The 14818-nt window shown below is 67.8% G+C and carries 9 protein-coding genes; 4 read left to right on the top strand and 5 right to left on the bottom strand.

All coding sequences use genetic code 11. The features are described from left to right. Nucleotides 1-22 precede the first annotated feature (22 nt). Complete coding sequence (locus ACMGFI_RS20500; protein WP_436912165.1) at nucleotides 23-637, top strand: RDD family protein; 615 nt, start codon at nucleotides 23-25, stop codon at nucleotides 635-637. A 296-nt stretch (nucleotides 638-933) separates the two neighbouring features. Here ACMGFI_RS20500 and ACMGFI_RS20495 read toward each other — a convergent pair whose 3' ends face one another. Together ACMGFI_RS20495 and ACMGFI_RS20490 are read right to left on the bottom strand one after the other, a co-directional pair. After that, nucleotides 934-2097, bottom strand: coding sequence for an NAD(P)/FAD-dependent oxidoreductase (locus ACMGFI_RS20495; protein ID WP_436912163.1), 1164 nt, complete (start codon nucleotides 2095-2097; stop codon nucleotides 934-936). A 183-nt stretch (nucleotides 2098-2280) separates the two neighbouring features. Then, nucleotides 2281-2814, bottom strand: coding sequence for an HTH domain-containing protein (locus ACMGFI_RS20490; protein WP_436912161.1), 534 nt, complete (start codon nucleotides 2812-2814; stop codon nucleotides 2281-2283). 238 nt (nucleotides 2815-3052) lie between these two features. Between ACMGFI_RS20490 and rocF the strand changes: the two genes are divergently transcribed. Continuing rightward, nucleotides 3053-3967 (top strand): arginase, encoded by a 915-nt coding sequence (gene rocF, locus ACMGFI_RS20485; RefSeq protein WP_436912160.1) that lies wholly within the window; start codon nucleotides 3053-3055, stop codon nucleotides 3965-3967. A gap of 46 nt (nucleotides 3968-4013) precedes the next feature. On the opposite strand, the gene ACMGFI_RS20480 is transcribed toward rocF, so the two are convergent. From ACMGFI_RS20480 to gyrB, 3 genes are all read right to left on the bottom strand, one after another. Next, on the bottom strand, nucleotides 4014-6194 hold the full coding sequence (locus tag ACMGFI_RS20480; RefSeq protein WP_436912159.1) for a DUF7282 domain-containing protein: 2181 nt from the start codon (nucleotides 6192-6194) through the stop codon (nucleotides 4014-4016). Nucleotides 6195-6386: 192 nt separating this feature from the next. Beyond that, nucleotides 6387-8933, bottom strand: coding sequence for a DNA gyrase subunit A (gyrA, locus tag ACMGFI_RS20475; RefSeq protein ID WP_436912157.1), 2547 nt, complete (start codon nucleotides 8931-8933; stop codon nucleotides 6387-6389). A 112-nt stretch (nucleotides 8934-9045) separates the two neighbouring features. After that, a complete protein-coding gene (gene gyrB / locus ACMGFI_RS20470; RefSeq protein ID WP_436912155.1) occupies nucleotides 9046-10962 on the bottom strand; it encodes a DNA topoisomerase (ATP-hydrolyzing) subunit B in 1917 nt (638 codons plus the stop codon). Between the two features lie 225 nt (nucleotides 10963-11187). Between gyrB and ACMGFI_RS20465 the strand changes: the two genes are divergently transcribed. Both ACMGFI_RS20465 and ACMGFI_RS20460 read left to right on the top strand, forming a co-directional pair. Then, nucleotides 11188-13626 carry a DNA topoisomerase VI subunit B gene (locus tag ACMGFI_RS20465; protein ID WP_436912154.1) on the top strand — a complete coding sequence of 813 codons (2439 nt, stop codon included), beginning with the start codon at nucleotides 11188-11190 and terminating at the stop codon, nucleotides 13624-13626. Nucleotides 13627-13628: 2 nt separating this feature from the next. Continuing rightward, nucleotides 13629-14726 carry a DNA topoisomerase IV subunit A gene (locus ACMGFI_RS20460; RefSeq protein WP_436912152.1) on the top strand — a complete coding sequence of 366 codons (1098 nt, stop codon included), beginning with the start codon at nucleotides 13629-13631 and terminating at the stop codon, nucleotides 14724-14726. Nucleotides 14727-14818 lie beyond the last annotated feature (92 nt).

Raw genomic sequence — 14818 nt, 5'->3', positions numbered from 1 at the left:
AACCCACTGAAGGTGTTATATAGTGCAAAAATCGGTTTCTGGATATCTCGGAACACAACATGACGTAATTGGGGGCCGAGTTATCGCATTCATCATTGATCACATATTATCGCTCATCCTCGCAACTGTGCCCGGATTCGTTGCAGCAGTCGCAACCGAATCGACGTTCATTATCTACCCTGTATTTTTCGCAACCGTGTTTGGGTACTTTACTATCTTGGAAGGGTTGTATGGACAAACAGCCGGAAAGCGTTTGGTAGGTGTTATTGTTGTGAGCAGCGATGGGAGTCCGGTTACCTTTCGTCAAGCTCTATCCAGAAATCTTTGGCGACTAATTGATGGGTTGTTCAGTTATGCTGTCGGATTAGTTGTAATGCTGGTGAGCGAAGATCGGCAGCGAATTGGAGATCACGCTGCAGGGACACTCGTCGTTCGAAGGAAACGTGAGGGACACGATACGGACAATCAGCAAAATCAATTCGGAGATAGCGAGGGTACTACTGGACAGAATAGTGGATCCAGGCGAAAAGATCCAAGTCATGTCTGTCAGTCTTGTGGCGAGAAGTATTACAGTGATCCACTGTCTGAAATCAGCACATGTAGAAATTGCGGTGGTATTAAAGTTGAAAAACAATGATGTGATGAGTACTCGTTTAAGCCACTACCCCGATATTTGCACCTACTATACTGAGCATCCTCGCGAACGCAGTGAGCGGGATCCACTGGCAGGACAGAGCTCTGCCGAGCCCACGTCGTTCGCGGTGCTCACTCCTTCGGATAGCGGGATCTCGCTTCCTCGATTCCGGCCTCTTTCCCCGAGTTTTTCGCGGAGGGCTACCCGCAGGAAGCGTGCGAGGTCAATCGAAGGGAGACCTGACGCGAACGGCGAAGCCGTGAGCGTCGCGACCGATGACACCTCTCGCGAGAAAGTGGTTACATGTCGGGCCAGGCATCGATGGCGTTGCCGACCGAGGACACGTCGGCGATCCAGCGGGCGGCGATGCCCTTCTTGAGGAGCTCGGCGGCCTTGCCGCCGAAGGTGGAGACGGGGAGGAACTTCACGTCGTGGGCGACGGCCTCGTCGCCGACGGAGACGACGGTGCCCTTGTCGTCGTAGGTCCACTCGCGGAGCGGCTGGCCCTTGACGCGCCGGGCGAGGTTCTCGCCGGCGACCTCGGCGGCCTGCCAGGCGGCCTGGGCGGTCGGCGGCGCGGGGTCGTCGCCGGGCTGGTCGACCAGGGCGGCGTCGCCGATGGCGAACACGCGGTCGTCGTCGGTCTCGAAGGTCATGTCGGCGAAGATGCGGTTGGAGCGGTCGTCCTTGTCGACGTTCGCGTCGGCGACGGCCTCGCGGCCGGTGATGCCGCCGGTCCAGACCAGCACGTCGTAGTCCATCTCCTGGTCGTCGCCGATGTAGACGGTCTCGGCGTCGACCTCGCCGATGAACTCGCCGGTGTGGATGTTCACGTCGGCGGCTTCGAGGCGCTTGCGGAGCGCCCCCTGCAGTTCGGGGTCGCTGTTGGGGAGCACCCGGTCGAGCCCCTCGACGAGTTCGATATCGACGTTGGCGCCGTAGTCGTCGCGGTACTCGGCGATCTCGCCGGCCGTCTGGATGCCCGAGAGGCCGGCGCCGCCGACGACGACCGTCGCGGGGTCGTCCCGGGTTGCGGCCGCGGCGGCCTCGGAGACCGCGTCGTGGATCGAGAGGGCGTCGTCGAGGCTCTTGAGCGTGTGGGCGTGCTCGCGGAGGCCCTCGATGCCGAAGAAGGCGGTGCGCGAGCCGATGCCGACGAGGAGGTAGTCGTAGGCCACCTCGTCGCCGTCCGCGAGTTCGACGACGCGCTGGTCGGTGTCGACGCCCTCCACGGTGGCCTGGCGGAACGTCGTCGACGGGGACTTGACCTCCTCGACCGGGATGGTGACCTTCTCCCGGACGCTGGGGTCGCGGATACAGCGGTGGGACTCGTGGAGCACGAGGTGGTAGTCCACGTCGGAGATCCAGGTCACGTTGGCCCGCCCGTCGAGGTGGGATTCGAGGCTCTTGACGGCACCCGCGCCCGCGTAGCCGGACCCGAGCACGACGACGTTGTCGCTCATGCCGACGACTCGGGAGGCGGGTGATACAAACCCTACGAATCCGTCCCGCGGATCCGCCGCTTCGACGGTTGTCCTTCACGAAAATACAGGATCGACGCCCGCTATCGAGTCAGCCGAGGGGAACGACGGGCGGGAGTCCGGGCGGATCCGCGCCGCGGGTAGGTGGGCGGGAGTCCGGGCGGATCAGTGCTCGGGCTCGCCGGCCGGCGCGCGCATGTCGTCGATGGTGAGGATGAGCTTGTTGTTAGTGTCGTCCTTGCCCTCGAGCGTGCCGATGATCTGGAGCTTCGAGAGCGGCGTCGGGCCGACGGTGATGGTGTCGCCCTCGTGGAAGTCGGCGATCGACCCCTGGAGCTTGATCTCGGCGCGGCACTCCTCGGGGTGGTGGACGCTGGTGAGGTCGATCTCCTCGACGTTGGCGTCCTCGATGTCGGACCCCTCGTGGGCCAGGGGCACGTCGGCGGCCTGGTCCATGTCCTGGATCTGGAGGGCGTCGTAGGCGGTCGCGGTCGGTTTGTACCCGCCTTTCGGACCCGGGACGCCTTCGACCAGCTGGAGGGCCTTGAGACTCTGCATCTGGTTGCGGATCGTCCCGGGGTTGCGGTCGACCTTCTCGGCGATGTCCTCCCCCTTCACCGCGCTCTCGGACTCCCGGTAGAGATTCACGAGCTCCTGCAGGATGTTTTTCTGACTGGGCGTCAACTCGATTGATGACATACACAGGTTTTGGTCATAGATTTTATTAAAGCCGGCGGTGGCCGGCCGCCCCGGCGGCAATTTCCGCCGCCACCCGCTCCGAAGTCGCGGCAGTCAGTCCCTCACACGACCGATCCGGTGGCCGGCCGGCGGTCGGTTCGGGACGGCCCGGTCATCGCGCGTGGCGCCCGGCCACCGAGTGGTCGGGCGATCGGTCGCCGCCCCCGACGGTTTTGTCGACCGGGGACGAACCGCGGGTATGGACCGACCAGTGCGCGTGTTCGGCGTCCCGATGGACCTGGGCGCGGACAGGCGCGGCGTCGACATGGGACCGTCGGCCATCCGCTACGCGGGCCTGGCCGACGAACTGGCGTCGCTGGGGATCGACTGCGACGACGGCGGCAACGTCGCCGTCCCGAGCCCCGAGCGGACCGAAGCGGACGCCGGCCGCCCGCCGGAGGGCCGAGCGAAGTACCTCGCCGCGACCGAGCGGGTGTGTCGCGACCTCGCCGACGAGGTGGCCGCGGCCGTCGCCGACGGGGCGGTCCCGCTCGTCCTCGGCGGCGACCACTCCATCGCCATCGGGACGGTGGGCGGCGTCGCCCGCGACCGCGACCTGGGGATCGTCTGGTTCGACGCCCACGGCGACTTCAACACCCCGACGACCACGCCCAGCGGGAACGTCCACGGGATGTCGCTGGCCGCCGTCCTCGGCCGCGGCGCGTTCGCCGACAGCGACTGGGCGGCGGCCCCCACGGTCGACCCCGAGAACGTCGCGATGGTCGGACTCCGCGACCTGGACGACGAGGAACGCGACGCCCTCCGCGAGAGCGACGTGACGACGTTCTCCATGACCGACGTCGACCAGCGGGGGCTCCCGGCCGTGACGCGCGAGGCCGTCGAGACCGCGACCGACGGGGCCGACGGCGTCCACGTCAGCCTCGACATGGACTTCCTCGACCCGACCGAGGCCCCCGGCGTCGGCACGCCCGTCCGCGGCGGTGCCTCCTACCGGGAGGGCCACACCGCGATGGAACTCGTCTCCCGAACTGCGGGGGCCGACCTCGCCTCGCTGGAGATCGTCGAGGTCAACCCCATCCTCGACGACCACAACAGGACCGCGGAACTCGCCGTCGAACTCGCGGCGAGCGCGCTCGGCAAGCGGATCATCTGACGCGGGTCGACGCCCGAGCGGGCGCGTCGACCTCGATCCCGGGCCGCTACTCCCGACGCGACAGCGCGACCGCGCCGAACAGGACGACGGCCACGACGACCGCGGTCACTCCGAACCCGGGACCGAACCCGTCCGTCGCACCGTCGGTGACCGTCGCGGTCCCGTTCGCGGCCGTGCCGTTCGGCCCGACGGTGCCGTTCGCGGCGGTCGGCGCGGCGGTCCCGTTCGAGGCGGTCGCCCCGGCGGGCGTCTCGGTCGGGGTGGCCGTGTCGCGCAGCGTCGGCGGCGGGAGGTCCGTCGTCGCGACCGGCCCGCCCGACCCCGTCGCGGTCGGCGTCGGCGACGGGGTCGCGGTCGGCGTCGGTCCCTCGGTGGCCGTCGGCTCGTCGGTCGGCGTCGCCGTCGGGACCGGCGTTCCCGTGATCTCCTCGGCCGGCGGGAGCCGCACGCCGAGGTACTGCGGCCTCCGCGGCGGGTTCGACCCGCCGTCCGCGAGGAGGACTCGGCCCACGCCGTAGACGGGGTCGCCGCCGATCCGGTAGGGGCTGTCGTCGGCCGGGTAGTCGAAGCGACCGTCGCCGTCGTCGTCGCGGTGGGCCGCGAGGACGACGTTCCCGCTCTCGGTCAGCGGCCGGTCGAGCGACACCGTCGGGTCGTGGACGCCGGGCTGGAGGTACTCCGAGCGGCCGATCAGGTCCTCGCGGGTCACCTGCTCGTCCGGCGGCACGAGGTAGACCGCGAGGAAGCCGCCGTCTTCGAGCGCGACGCGGGCGTCCTCGACCCGGTCGGCCTCGCTCGAACTCGCCGACTCGTACTCCTCGAAGAGGACGGCGGTCGCCTCGGCCGACCCCGTCGTCAGCAGCGTCTGCGAGTCGTCGATCTGGGCGATCGAGGCGGTGAACCGGCTCCCGTTGGGCGCGTCGCTCAGGTCGAGGTCGACGCCGAAGCTCCCGTCGTCGTCGACTGTCGTCCGCGCCCGCGTCTCGTAGTCGCTGTCGAGGCCCGTGACGGTGACCGTCAGGTTCGTCCCCGGCGCCAGGTTCGTCTCGCCGGCGACCCGCTGGCCGGGTTCGGCCGCCCGGACGAGGATCCCGTCGTCGGCGTCGTAGCTGTACTCCCTGTCGGCGACCGCGTACTCGACGGCCGTCGTCGCGTTCGACTCGACGACGTGGCTCGCTCCCGCGAAGGCGTACGTCGCTCGTCCCGGCCCGAGGAACCCGCGGTCGAGCCCCTCGCGGACGGCCACGCGGCGCAAGTCGGCGGTCACGTACAGCGTCTCGTTGGTCGCGTCGGGGATCACGCGCGCGCTCCCGTCCGCCACGCTCCCGCGAACGTCGACGGCCGACTCGCAGTCGCCCGAGGAGGTGATAGACAGGTCGAAGACGCCCGTTCGGCTCGTCGCGAGGAAGTTGTCCTCGCTGGTCGCGCCGCCCTGGGCGGCCATGACCCCGTAGAACCCGCTGGCGTTCAGCCGGTAGACCATCGTGTCGCCCAGCGCGGCCGCCGGGCCGCGGTCGGTCATCGGCGGCTCCGTGATCAGCCCCGCTTCGCGGGCCGCGACGATGTCAGCGTCGGTGTCGAACTCGCCGAACCGGTCGCCGGGCGCCCGCAGGAGCGTCAGGTCGCCGACTTCGGGCTCGTCGACGGTCAGCCGTTGCGTGGTCGTCCCCGACCGCGTCTCGACGGTCACGTCGTAGGCGCCGACCGGCATCGGCGCGCCGGTGACCGACTCCCTGTCGGCGACGGCCACGCGGTCGCTGTCGCCGGCGGTGTACGCGAGGCCGGCGACCGCCGTCTCGTTGCCCGCGAGGTAGGTGTTGACGTACAGCTCCGCCGGCTTGCGCCCGTCGTTGTTCGCGAACGTCAGCGAGACGTTGAACTCGCCGTCGACCGACTCGATCCGGACGGTCCCGGTCCGACCGTTGGGGATCCCGGTCTCGATGGCCGCAACGTCCCCCCGGGCCACGTCCATCTGCGGCGCGTCCGGATAGCTGGCGAGCGAGTGGCCGCTCGCGCTCCCGGATACGGCCGCACTCTCGCTCGCCCCCGCGTCGGCCGGTCCGGCCGCCGCGACGCCCGCCAAACACAGTCCCCCGTCGGCGTTCGCCGCCTGCGCCGGCTGTGGCCCCGTCCCCGCCGCGAACGCCGGTACCCCCGCGAGACCGGCGACCGCGACCGCGAGGACGAACAGTACTCCGAGCGTCGAACCTTCGCGTCTGTCGAGCATAGCGGTCGTGGCTTCCCCCGTGCTGTCCGGCACTCCTCCCGACTCCGGCAAAGTTCTTGTGCCCTTTCACGGGCGAGCGGCGCGCTCGACGGTGAGATCTCCGAGAGAAGGAATTCGGCGGGAGCTCGGCGCTCGACGGTGAGAGCGCCGGAGGGAGAGCGCCGAGGGTGAGAGCGCGACGCGAGGGCGGCGCTACTCGGCGTCGACCTCGTCGACGGACGCGGGCACCACGTCGACGCTGGCGACGCTGTCGCCGTCCTCCAGTTTCATCACGACGACCCCCTTCGTGTTCCGGCCGACCTCGCTCACGTCGCCGGCGCGGATCCGCATGATCTGCCCGCGCTCGCTCATGATCATCAGGTGGTCGTCGGCGCCGACGGCCTTGACCGTGCTGACCGGGCCGTTGCGCTCGTCGGTCTTGATGTCGATGAGCCCCTTGCCGTAGCGGGACTGGCGGCGGTACTCCGAGAGGCGGGTCCGCTTGCCGTAGCCGTTGCGCGTCACGGTCAGCAGACACCGGTCGTCCTCCTCGTCGGTGGCGACCATCCCCGCGACCTTGTCGTCGCCCTGGAGGTCGATCCCCCCGACGCCGCGGGCGTTGCGGCCCATCTCGCGGGCCTCGCTCTCGTCGAAGCGGATGGTCATCCCCTGCTCGGTGGCGATGACCAGGTCCTTCGTCCGGTCGGTCACCTCCACGTCGACGAGTTCGTCGCCCTCCTCGAGGTCGGCGGCGATGATCCCCGTCGAGAGGATGTTCTCGAACTCCTCGGCGTTGGTCCGCTTGACGTAGCCGTTTCTGGTGACCATCGCGATGGACTCCTCGGGCTCGAACTCGTCCGTGTTGACGACGGCGGTGATCTCCTCGCCGTCGTCCAGGTCGATGAGGTTCACGGCCGACTTGCCGCGGGCGGTCCGGCTCATCTCCGGGATCTCGTAGGTCTTGAGCTTGTAGACCTGCCCCTGGTTCGTGAAGGAGAGGAGGTAGTCGTGGGTGTTGGCCCGGAAGACCTTCGAGACGCGATCCCCTTCCTTGGGGTCGGCGCCGATGATGCCCTTGCCGCCCCGGCCCTGGGGGTCGAAGCGGTCGACGGGCATCCGCTTGATGTAGTCGTCCTCCGTGATGACGACGACGACGTCCTCCTCGGGGATCAGGTCCTCGTTGGTTATCTCGTCGCTCTGGACGAAGTCCGTCCGGCGCTCGTCGTCGTACTCGGCCTTCATCGCCTCCAGTTCCTCCTTGATGACCGCCAGGAGCTCGGACTCGTCTTCGAGGATCGTCTCCAGGCGGTCGATCTCCGCCTGCAGGTCCTCGTACTCCTCCTCGATCTCCGCCGACTCCATCGAGGTGAGCGAGCCCAGTTGCATCCGGACGACGTGGTCGGCCTGGTCGCCCGAGAAGTCGAAGGCGGTCTGTTCGTCGAGGTGCTCGAACTCCGCGTCCAGCTCGTTCAGGTCGACCTCGCCCTGCAGGGCGGCCTTGGCCTGGTCGCGGTCCTCGGAGTTGCGGATGAGGTCGACGACCGCGTCGACCTGCTCTAAGGCCTTCAGCCGGCCTTCGAGGATGTGCGCGCGGTCCTCGGCTTCGGCGAGTTCGTACTCCGAGCGCCGGCGGACGACCTCTTTGCGGTGGTCGAGATACTCCTCCAGGGTCTCCTTGAGCGTGAGCACCTGGGGCTGGCCGTCGACGAGCGCGAGGTTGATGACGCCGAAGGTCGACTCGAAGTGGTGTTTCTTCAGCTGGTTCTCGACCACGTCGATGTTGGCGCCCCGTTTCAGTTCGATGACGACGCGGACGCCGTTGCGGTCGGACTCGTCGCGCAGGTCGGAGACGCCCTCGATCTTCCCCTCGTTGACGTCCTCGGCGATGCGCTCGACCATCCGGGCCTTGTTCTCCTGGAAGGGGATCTCCGTCAGGACGATCTTCCCGTCCTCCCGGTCGAGTTCGTACTTCGCGCGGACGGTGACTCGCCCGCGGCCGGTCGTGTAGGCGGAGTGGACGGCCTCGCGGCCGACGATGGTGCCGCCGGTCGGGAAGTCGGGCCCCTTGATCGGGCCGGCGGTGCCGTTGCCGCGGCCGTCGCGGGTGTCGACGAGGTCGTCCACCTCGCAAGCGGGGTTGTCGATGAGGTGGACGACGGCGTCGACGACCTCGCCGAAGTTGTGCGGCGGGATGTTCGTCGACATGCCGACCGCGATGCCCGACGAGCCGTTGATCAGCAGGTTCGGTACCTTCGCGGGCAGGACCTCCGGCTCGGTGAGCCGGTCGTCGTAGTTGGACTGGAAGTCGACGGTGTCCTTCTCGATGTCCGCGAGCATCTCCTCGGCGATGGGGGCCATCCGGGCCTCCGTGTAGCGCATGGCCGCGGCGGGGTCGCCGTCCATCGAGCCGAAGTTCCCCTGGCCGTCCACGAGGGGATAGCGCATCGAGAAGTCCTGGGCCATCCGGACGAGCGTGTCGTAGATCGGGTTGTCGCCGTGGGGGTGGTAGTCACCCATCGTCTCGCCGACGATCGACGAGCACTTGCGGTGGGAGGTGTTGCTCGTCACGCCCATCTCGTGCATCGCGTAGAGGATGCGCCGGTGGACGGGCTTGAGCCCGTCGCGCACGTCCGGCAGCGCGCGGCCCGCGATGACGCTCATCGCGTAGTCGATGTAGCTCTGCTCCATCTCGTTCTCGACGCGGACGCGGTCGACTTCCGCGGCCGGCGTCGCGTCGGTGTCGGGTACGTCTGAACTCATTGTCGCTGTGTCACCTGGGTGTTTTCGACGGTGGTGTCGCTCGTTGCGACGGTCCTCGGGACCGCCGCGTCACTTCGAGGCGAACGGCTCGGGTCGCCCGGGCGGGTCGACATCAGATGTCCACCCACTCCGCTTCGGGCGCGTGGTCTTTGATGAACTGCTTGCGAGGTTCGACGGCGTCGCCCATGAGGACGGAGAACATCTTGTCGGCGGCGGCGGCGTCCTCGATGGTGATCTGCTTCAAGATGCGCTGTTCGGGGTCCATCGTCGTGTCCCAGAGCTGCTGGGGGTTCATCTCGCCGAGGCCCTTGAACCGCTGGACCTGGGTGGGGTTGCCGTCGCACTTCTCCTCGACGATCCGGTCGCGTTCCTCGTCGCTCATCGCGTCGTAGGTCTCCCCGCGGTAGCGCACCCGGTAGAGTGGCGGCTGGGCCGCGTAGACGTAGCCCGCCTCCAGCAGCGGCCGCATGTGGCGGTAGAAGAAGGTGAGCAGTAGCGTCCGGATGTGCGCGCCGTCGACGTCCGCGTCGGTCATCAGGATGATCTTCTCGTAGCGGGCGTCGTCGATGTCGAACTCGTCGCCGATGCCGGTGCCGATGGCGGTGATCATCGCGCGGATCTCGTTGTTCTCGAGGATGCGGTCCAGCCGGTGTTTCTCGACGTTGAGGATCTTGCCGCGGATGGGGAGGATCGCCTGGAACTCGGGGTTGCGGCCCTGCTTGGCCGACCCGCCCGCGGAGTCGCCCTCCGTGATGAACAGCTCGGCCTCGTCGGGGTCGCGGGTCTGACAGTCCGACAGCTTGCCGGGTAGCGCCGTCGAATCGAGCGCGGACTTCCGGCGGGTCAGCTCCTTGGCCTTCTTCGCTGCCTTGCGGGCTTTCGCGGCCTCGACGGCCTTCTGGACGATGACCTCGGCGGTGTCGGGGTGCTCCTCGAAGTAGGTGCCCAGCTGTTCGTGGACGGCCGACTCGACGATCCCCCTGACCTCGCTGTTGCCGAGTTTCGTCTTGGTCTGGCCCTCGAACTGGGGGTCGGGGTGTTTGACGGAGATGACGGCGGTGAGCCCCTCGCGGATGTCCTCGCCCTTGAGCGTGCCGTCGATCTCGCCCAGCAGACTGTTGTCTTCGGCGTAGTCGTTGACGACGCGGGTCAGCGCGGTCTTGAAGCCGGTGAGGTGGGTGCCGCCCTCGCGGGTGTTGATGTTGTTGGCGAACGCGTGGATCGACCCCTGGAGTTCGTTGGTGCCCTGCATCGCCACCTCGACGTGGATGTCCTGGTCCTCGTCCTCGAAGTAGACGACCTCCTCGTGGAGCGGCTCCTTCGTCTCGTTGAGGTACTCGACGAACTCCTTGATGCCGCCCTCGTAGCGGAAGGTGTCCTCCGTCTCGTCGCGCTCGTCGGCCAGGGTGATCTCGACCCCGGAGTTGAGGAAGGCCAGCTCGCGCAGCCGCGACTCCAGCGTCGAGTAGTCGTACTCGGTGGCTTCGAAGATCTCGGTGTCGGGCCAAAACCGGATGTTCGTGCCCGTCCCCTCGTCGGCCTCCATGTCGCGGACGCGTTCGAGTCCGTCCTGGGGGACGCCCCGCTCGAAGGACTCGCGGTAGACGGCGCCGTCGCGCCTGACCTCGACTTCGAGCCGCTCGGAGAGGGCGTTGACGACGGAGACGCCGACGCCGTGGAGCCCGCCCGAGACCTGGTAGGACTTGTTGTCGAACTTGCCGCCGGCGTGGAGGATGGTCATCACCACCTCGACGGCGGGCTTGTCGTACTTCTCGTGGGTGTCGACCGGGATCCCCCGGCCGTCGTCGGCGACGGAGACCGACCCGTCGTCGTGGATCGTGACCGAGATGCTGTCGCAGTATCCCGCCAGCGCCTCGTCGATAGAGTTGTCCACGACCTCGTAGACCAGGTGGTGCAGCCCCCTGTCGTCCGTGGACCCGATGTACATCGCCGGGCGTTTGCGCACGGCCTCCAGCCCCTCCAGGGCCTGGATCTGCTGTGCGCCGTACTCCTCAGACTCCCGTGACATAGAACTGTGTCCCGATAGTACACCGGCTCCCTTAAAGCTCTCGCACGCGCGCTCGCGCGCATCCCGTCGCAGTCGGCTTCACCACCGTCGCCCTCACGCCGCCCGGACCGCCCCCGGCCGACACCCCATCTCCGGGGTCGAACCCCCGGGGTTGCCCCGCCGGGTTTCACTTTCACCCTGCTGGCGAACGCCTTTTAAGCCGTCCGCCAGTAGGGGGTCGCACGGATGACATCGGAACAGTCGGAACTGGGCGAGGAGGAGGAGATCGCCGAACGGTTGGCCGAGAGCCAGCGGTCGATCTCCATCGCCGAGTTCTTCGAGAAGAACAAGCACATGCTCGGGTTCGACAGCGGCGCCCGGGGGCTCGTGACCGCCGTGAAAGAGGCGGTCGACAACGCGCTGGACGCCTGCGAGGAGGCGGACATCGCGCCGGACGTCTACGTCGAGATCCAGGAGGCGGGCGACTACTACCGGCTCATCGTCGAGGACAACGGGCCGGGGATCACCAAGGAACAGCTCCCCAAGGTCTTCGGGCAGTTGCTCTACGGGTCGCGGTTCCACAAGCGCGAGCAGAACCGCGGCCAGCAGGGTATCGGCATCTCCGCCGCGGTGTTGCACGCCCAGAAGACGAGCGGCAAGCCCGCCAAGATCACCTCCCGCACGCAGGGCGACGAACAGGCGCAGTACTTCGAGCTCATCATCGACACCGACGACAACGAGCCGGAGATCGACGTCGAGGAGACGACCACCTGGGAGCGGCCCCACGGGACCCGCATCGAGCTGGAGATGGAGGCGAACATGCGCGCCCGCAACCAGCTCCACGACTACATCGAGCACACCGCGGTCGTCAACCCCCACGCCCGCATCGAGCTCCGGGAACCGAACGAGCACATGAAATACGAGCGGGTGACCGACCAGCTCCCGGCCGAGACCGAGGAGATCCGCCCCCACCCCCACGGGGTGGAGCTCGGGACGCTCATCAAGATGCTCGAGGCCACCGATTCGTACTCGGTGTCGGGCTTCCTCCAGAGCGAGTTCACCCGCGTCGGCGGCAAGACCGCCGACTCGGTGATCGACAACTTCCGGGACCGGGAGTTCGGCCGCGAGATGGCCTGGACGCCGCCGAAGGCCCACGAGCCGGCCGACGTGGCCCGCGCGCTCGACGCCGCGGTCGCCAACAAGGGCGCCGAGGCGACCGCCGAGTTCGCCGACCGGGTCGCCGACGCCCTCGACGGCTACGACCGGGTCGCCCACCACGAGTTCCGCGACCTGGTCGACGACGTGGCCGACGACATCGAGGACAAACACGACGCCACCTTCGGGGCGACCGTCCGCGAGAACGCCGTCGAGGCCGGCTGGGCCGCCGTCGTCGGGACCGGCGAGGCCGTCGACCCCGGCGGGGACGCCGACGAGTACGACCACCTGCGGGGGGACCTGTACGCCGTCGTCGACGAGGTGACGACCACCCAGAAGGACGACGCGACGGTCCAGGGGGTCGCCGACCGGCTCGCGCCGAAGTTCGGTGACAGCGAGGACTCCCGTCATCGGTTCACCCGCGACGAGATCCGCGAGTTCGTCCGCCGCGCGGCCGACGCAACCGAGGAGTACGACGACGCGACCTTCGGCGAGACGGCACGCGAGAACGTCGTCGAGGCGCTGTGGGAGCGCGCCCGCCGCGTCCCCGACGACCCGCCGAGTGTGAACGAGATCACGGGTGACCGCGACGCCGCCAGCGAACTGCTGGAGGCGATGCGCGAGACGGACATCATCTCGCCGCCGACGGACTGCCTCTCGCCCATCCAGTCAGACCTCATCGAGGAGGGCCTGCGCAAGGAGTACGACGCCGACTTCTACGCCGCGTCGACGCGGGACGCCTCGGTCCACGGCGGCGACCCGTTCGTCGTCGAGGCCGGCCTGGCCTACGGCGGCGACATCGAGGCCGAGGGCAAGGCCGAGGTGATGCGCTTTGCCAACCGCGTCCCGCTGGTCTACCAGCGGGGCGCCTGCGCGACGACGGACGTGGTCAAGTCGATCAACTGGCGCAACTACAACCTCGACCAGCCCGGCGGGTCGGGCATCCCGAACGGCCCGGTCGTGGTCATGGTCCACGTCGCCTCGACGAACGTGCCGTTCACCAGCGAGTCGAAAGACGCCGTCGCGAACGTCCCCGAGATGGAGTCGGAGATCGAACTCGCGGTGCGCGAGGCGGCCCGCGAGCTGAAGTCGTTCCTGAAGAAGCGCCGGTCGATGCAGCAGCGCCGCCAGAAGCAGGACAAGCTGGCGACGATCCTCCCGGAGATGGCCGAGAAGCTCTCGACGGTCACGGACAACGACGAACTCGACATCGACGACACGCTCGCGCGGATCATGAACAACGTCCTGATCGAGCGCCAGCGCGACGGCGACACCGTCCGGCTGGTGGTCGAGAACAACTCCGACCGGACGGCGGACGTGGAGATCACCGACATCGTCGCCGGCAGCGAGCCCGCCCTCGCCAACGGCGACGCCAGCGTCGTCGAGATGGACGGGGAGTGGTTCGTCAAGTGGTCGACCTCGGTGTCGGCCGGCGACGAGGCCGCACTGGAGTACGACGCGGACACCGACGCGGAGTTCGACATCTCCGTCGACGGGATCGAGGACGAGCGGGTCACTATCGACGCATAACAATGAGTGCAGACACAGACACCGACGCCGACGCGCGAGAACAGCTGATCGACCTGGCCGAGGAGTTCTACGAACAGTTCGAGGGCGGCGACGTGCCGAAGATGAAGATTCCGACCCGGACGAAGTCCAACATCGAGTACGACGAGGACAAGAACGTCTGGGTGTACGGCGACCGCGAGAGCACGCGCACCGCCAAGACCATCTCCGGCGCGGAGAAGCTGCTGAAGGCCACCTACACCATCGACTTCCTGGCCCGCCAGCTCGACGAGGACCGCTCGTCGACCCTGCGTGAGCTCTACTACCTCAGCGAGTCGTGGGACGTAGACGAGGCGCAGTTTTCGAGTCAGGACGAGTCGAACAACCTGATCGAGGACCTGGAGATCGTCTCCGAGGTCAAGCGCGAGGACTTCCACATGCGCCCGGAGGAGTCGGGCGCGAAGGTGATGGGCCCGCTGTTGCTCCGCGAGCAGACCAACCGCGGGGATCGGGAGATCCACTGTCAGGACGACGTGGGCCAGGGCGGCTACCAGATCCCGAACAACCCCGACACCATCGAATTTCTCGACAACGACGCGGAGTTCGTCCTCTGCGTCGAGACCGGCGGCATGCGCGACCGCCTCGTCGAGAACGGCTTCGACGACGAGTACGACGCCCTCGTGGTCCACCTCGGCGGCCAGCCCGCCCGGGCGACCCGACGGCTGACCAAGCGCCTGCACGACGAACTCGACCTCCCGGTCACGGTCTTCACTGACGGTGACCCCTGGTCGTACCGCATCTTCGGGTCGGTCTCCTACGGCTCGATCAAGAGCGCGCACCTTTCGGAGTACCTCGCCACGCCGGAGGCGCAGTTCATCGGCGTCCAGCCCGAGGACATCGTCGAGTACGACCTGCCGACTGACCCGCTCTCCGACTCGGACGTCAACGCCCTGGAGAGCGAGCTGGAGGACCCGCGGTTCCAGTCCGACTACTGGGAGGAACAGATCGAACTGCAACTCGAGATCGACAAGAAGTCCGAACAGCAGAGCCTGGCCTCCTACGGCCTGGACTTCGTCACCGACACGTACCTGCCGGAGCGGCTCGACGAGATGGGCGTGCTGTGACGACAGGGACACCCCGTCTCCGACGGCGTTCGAATCCGCGCACGTGATGGTCACGCCGACCAAAGCCAGCACCGACCGGTCCCCCGAACGGA

Origin of the sequence: Halosimplex marinum, assembly GCF_051414075.1 — an archaeon.
Lineage (GTDB): Archaea > Halobacteriota > Halobacteria > Halobacteriales > Haloarculaceae > Halosimplex > Halosimplex marinum.
This window is presented reverse-complemented; position numbering and strand designations above follow the sequence as displayed.

Excerpts from the sequence above, each read along its gene's own strand:
- gyrB (WP_436912155.1), bottom strand. The coding sequence starts at position 10,962 with ATGTCACGGGAGTCTGAGGAGTACGGCGCACAGCAGATCCAGGCCCTG.
- gyrA (WP_436912157.1), bottom strand. The coding sequence starts at position 8,933 with ATGAGTTCAGACGTACCCGACACCGACGCGACGCCGGCCGCGGAAGTC.
- ACMGFI_RS20480 (WP_436912159.1), bottom strand. The coding sequence starts at position 6,194 with ATGCTCGACAGACGCGAAGGTTCGACGCTCGGAGTACTGTTCGTCCTC.
- ACMGFI_RS20490 (WP_436912161.1), bottom strand. The coding sequence starts at position 2,814 with ATGTCATCAATCGAGTTGACGCCCAGTCAGAAAAACATCCTGCAGGAG.
- ACMGFI_RS20460 (WP_436912152.1), top strand. The coding sequence starts at position 13,629 with ATGAGTGCAGACACAGACACCGACGCCGACGCGCGAGAACAGCTGATC.
- ACMGFI_RS20495 (WP_436912163.1), bottom strand. The coding sequence starts at position 2,097 with ATGAGCGACAACGTCGTCGTGCTCGGGTCCGGCTACGCGGGCGCGGGT.
- rocF (WP_436912160.1), top strand. The coding sequence starts at position 3,053 with ATGGACCGACCAGTGCGCGTGTTCGGCGTCCCGATGGACCTGGGCGCG.
- ACMGFI_RS20465 (WP_436912154.1), top strand. The coding sequence starts at position 11,188 with ATGACATCGGAACAGTCGGAACTGGGCGAGGAGGAGGAGATCGCCGAA.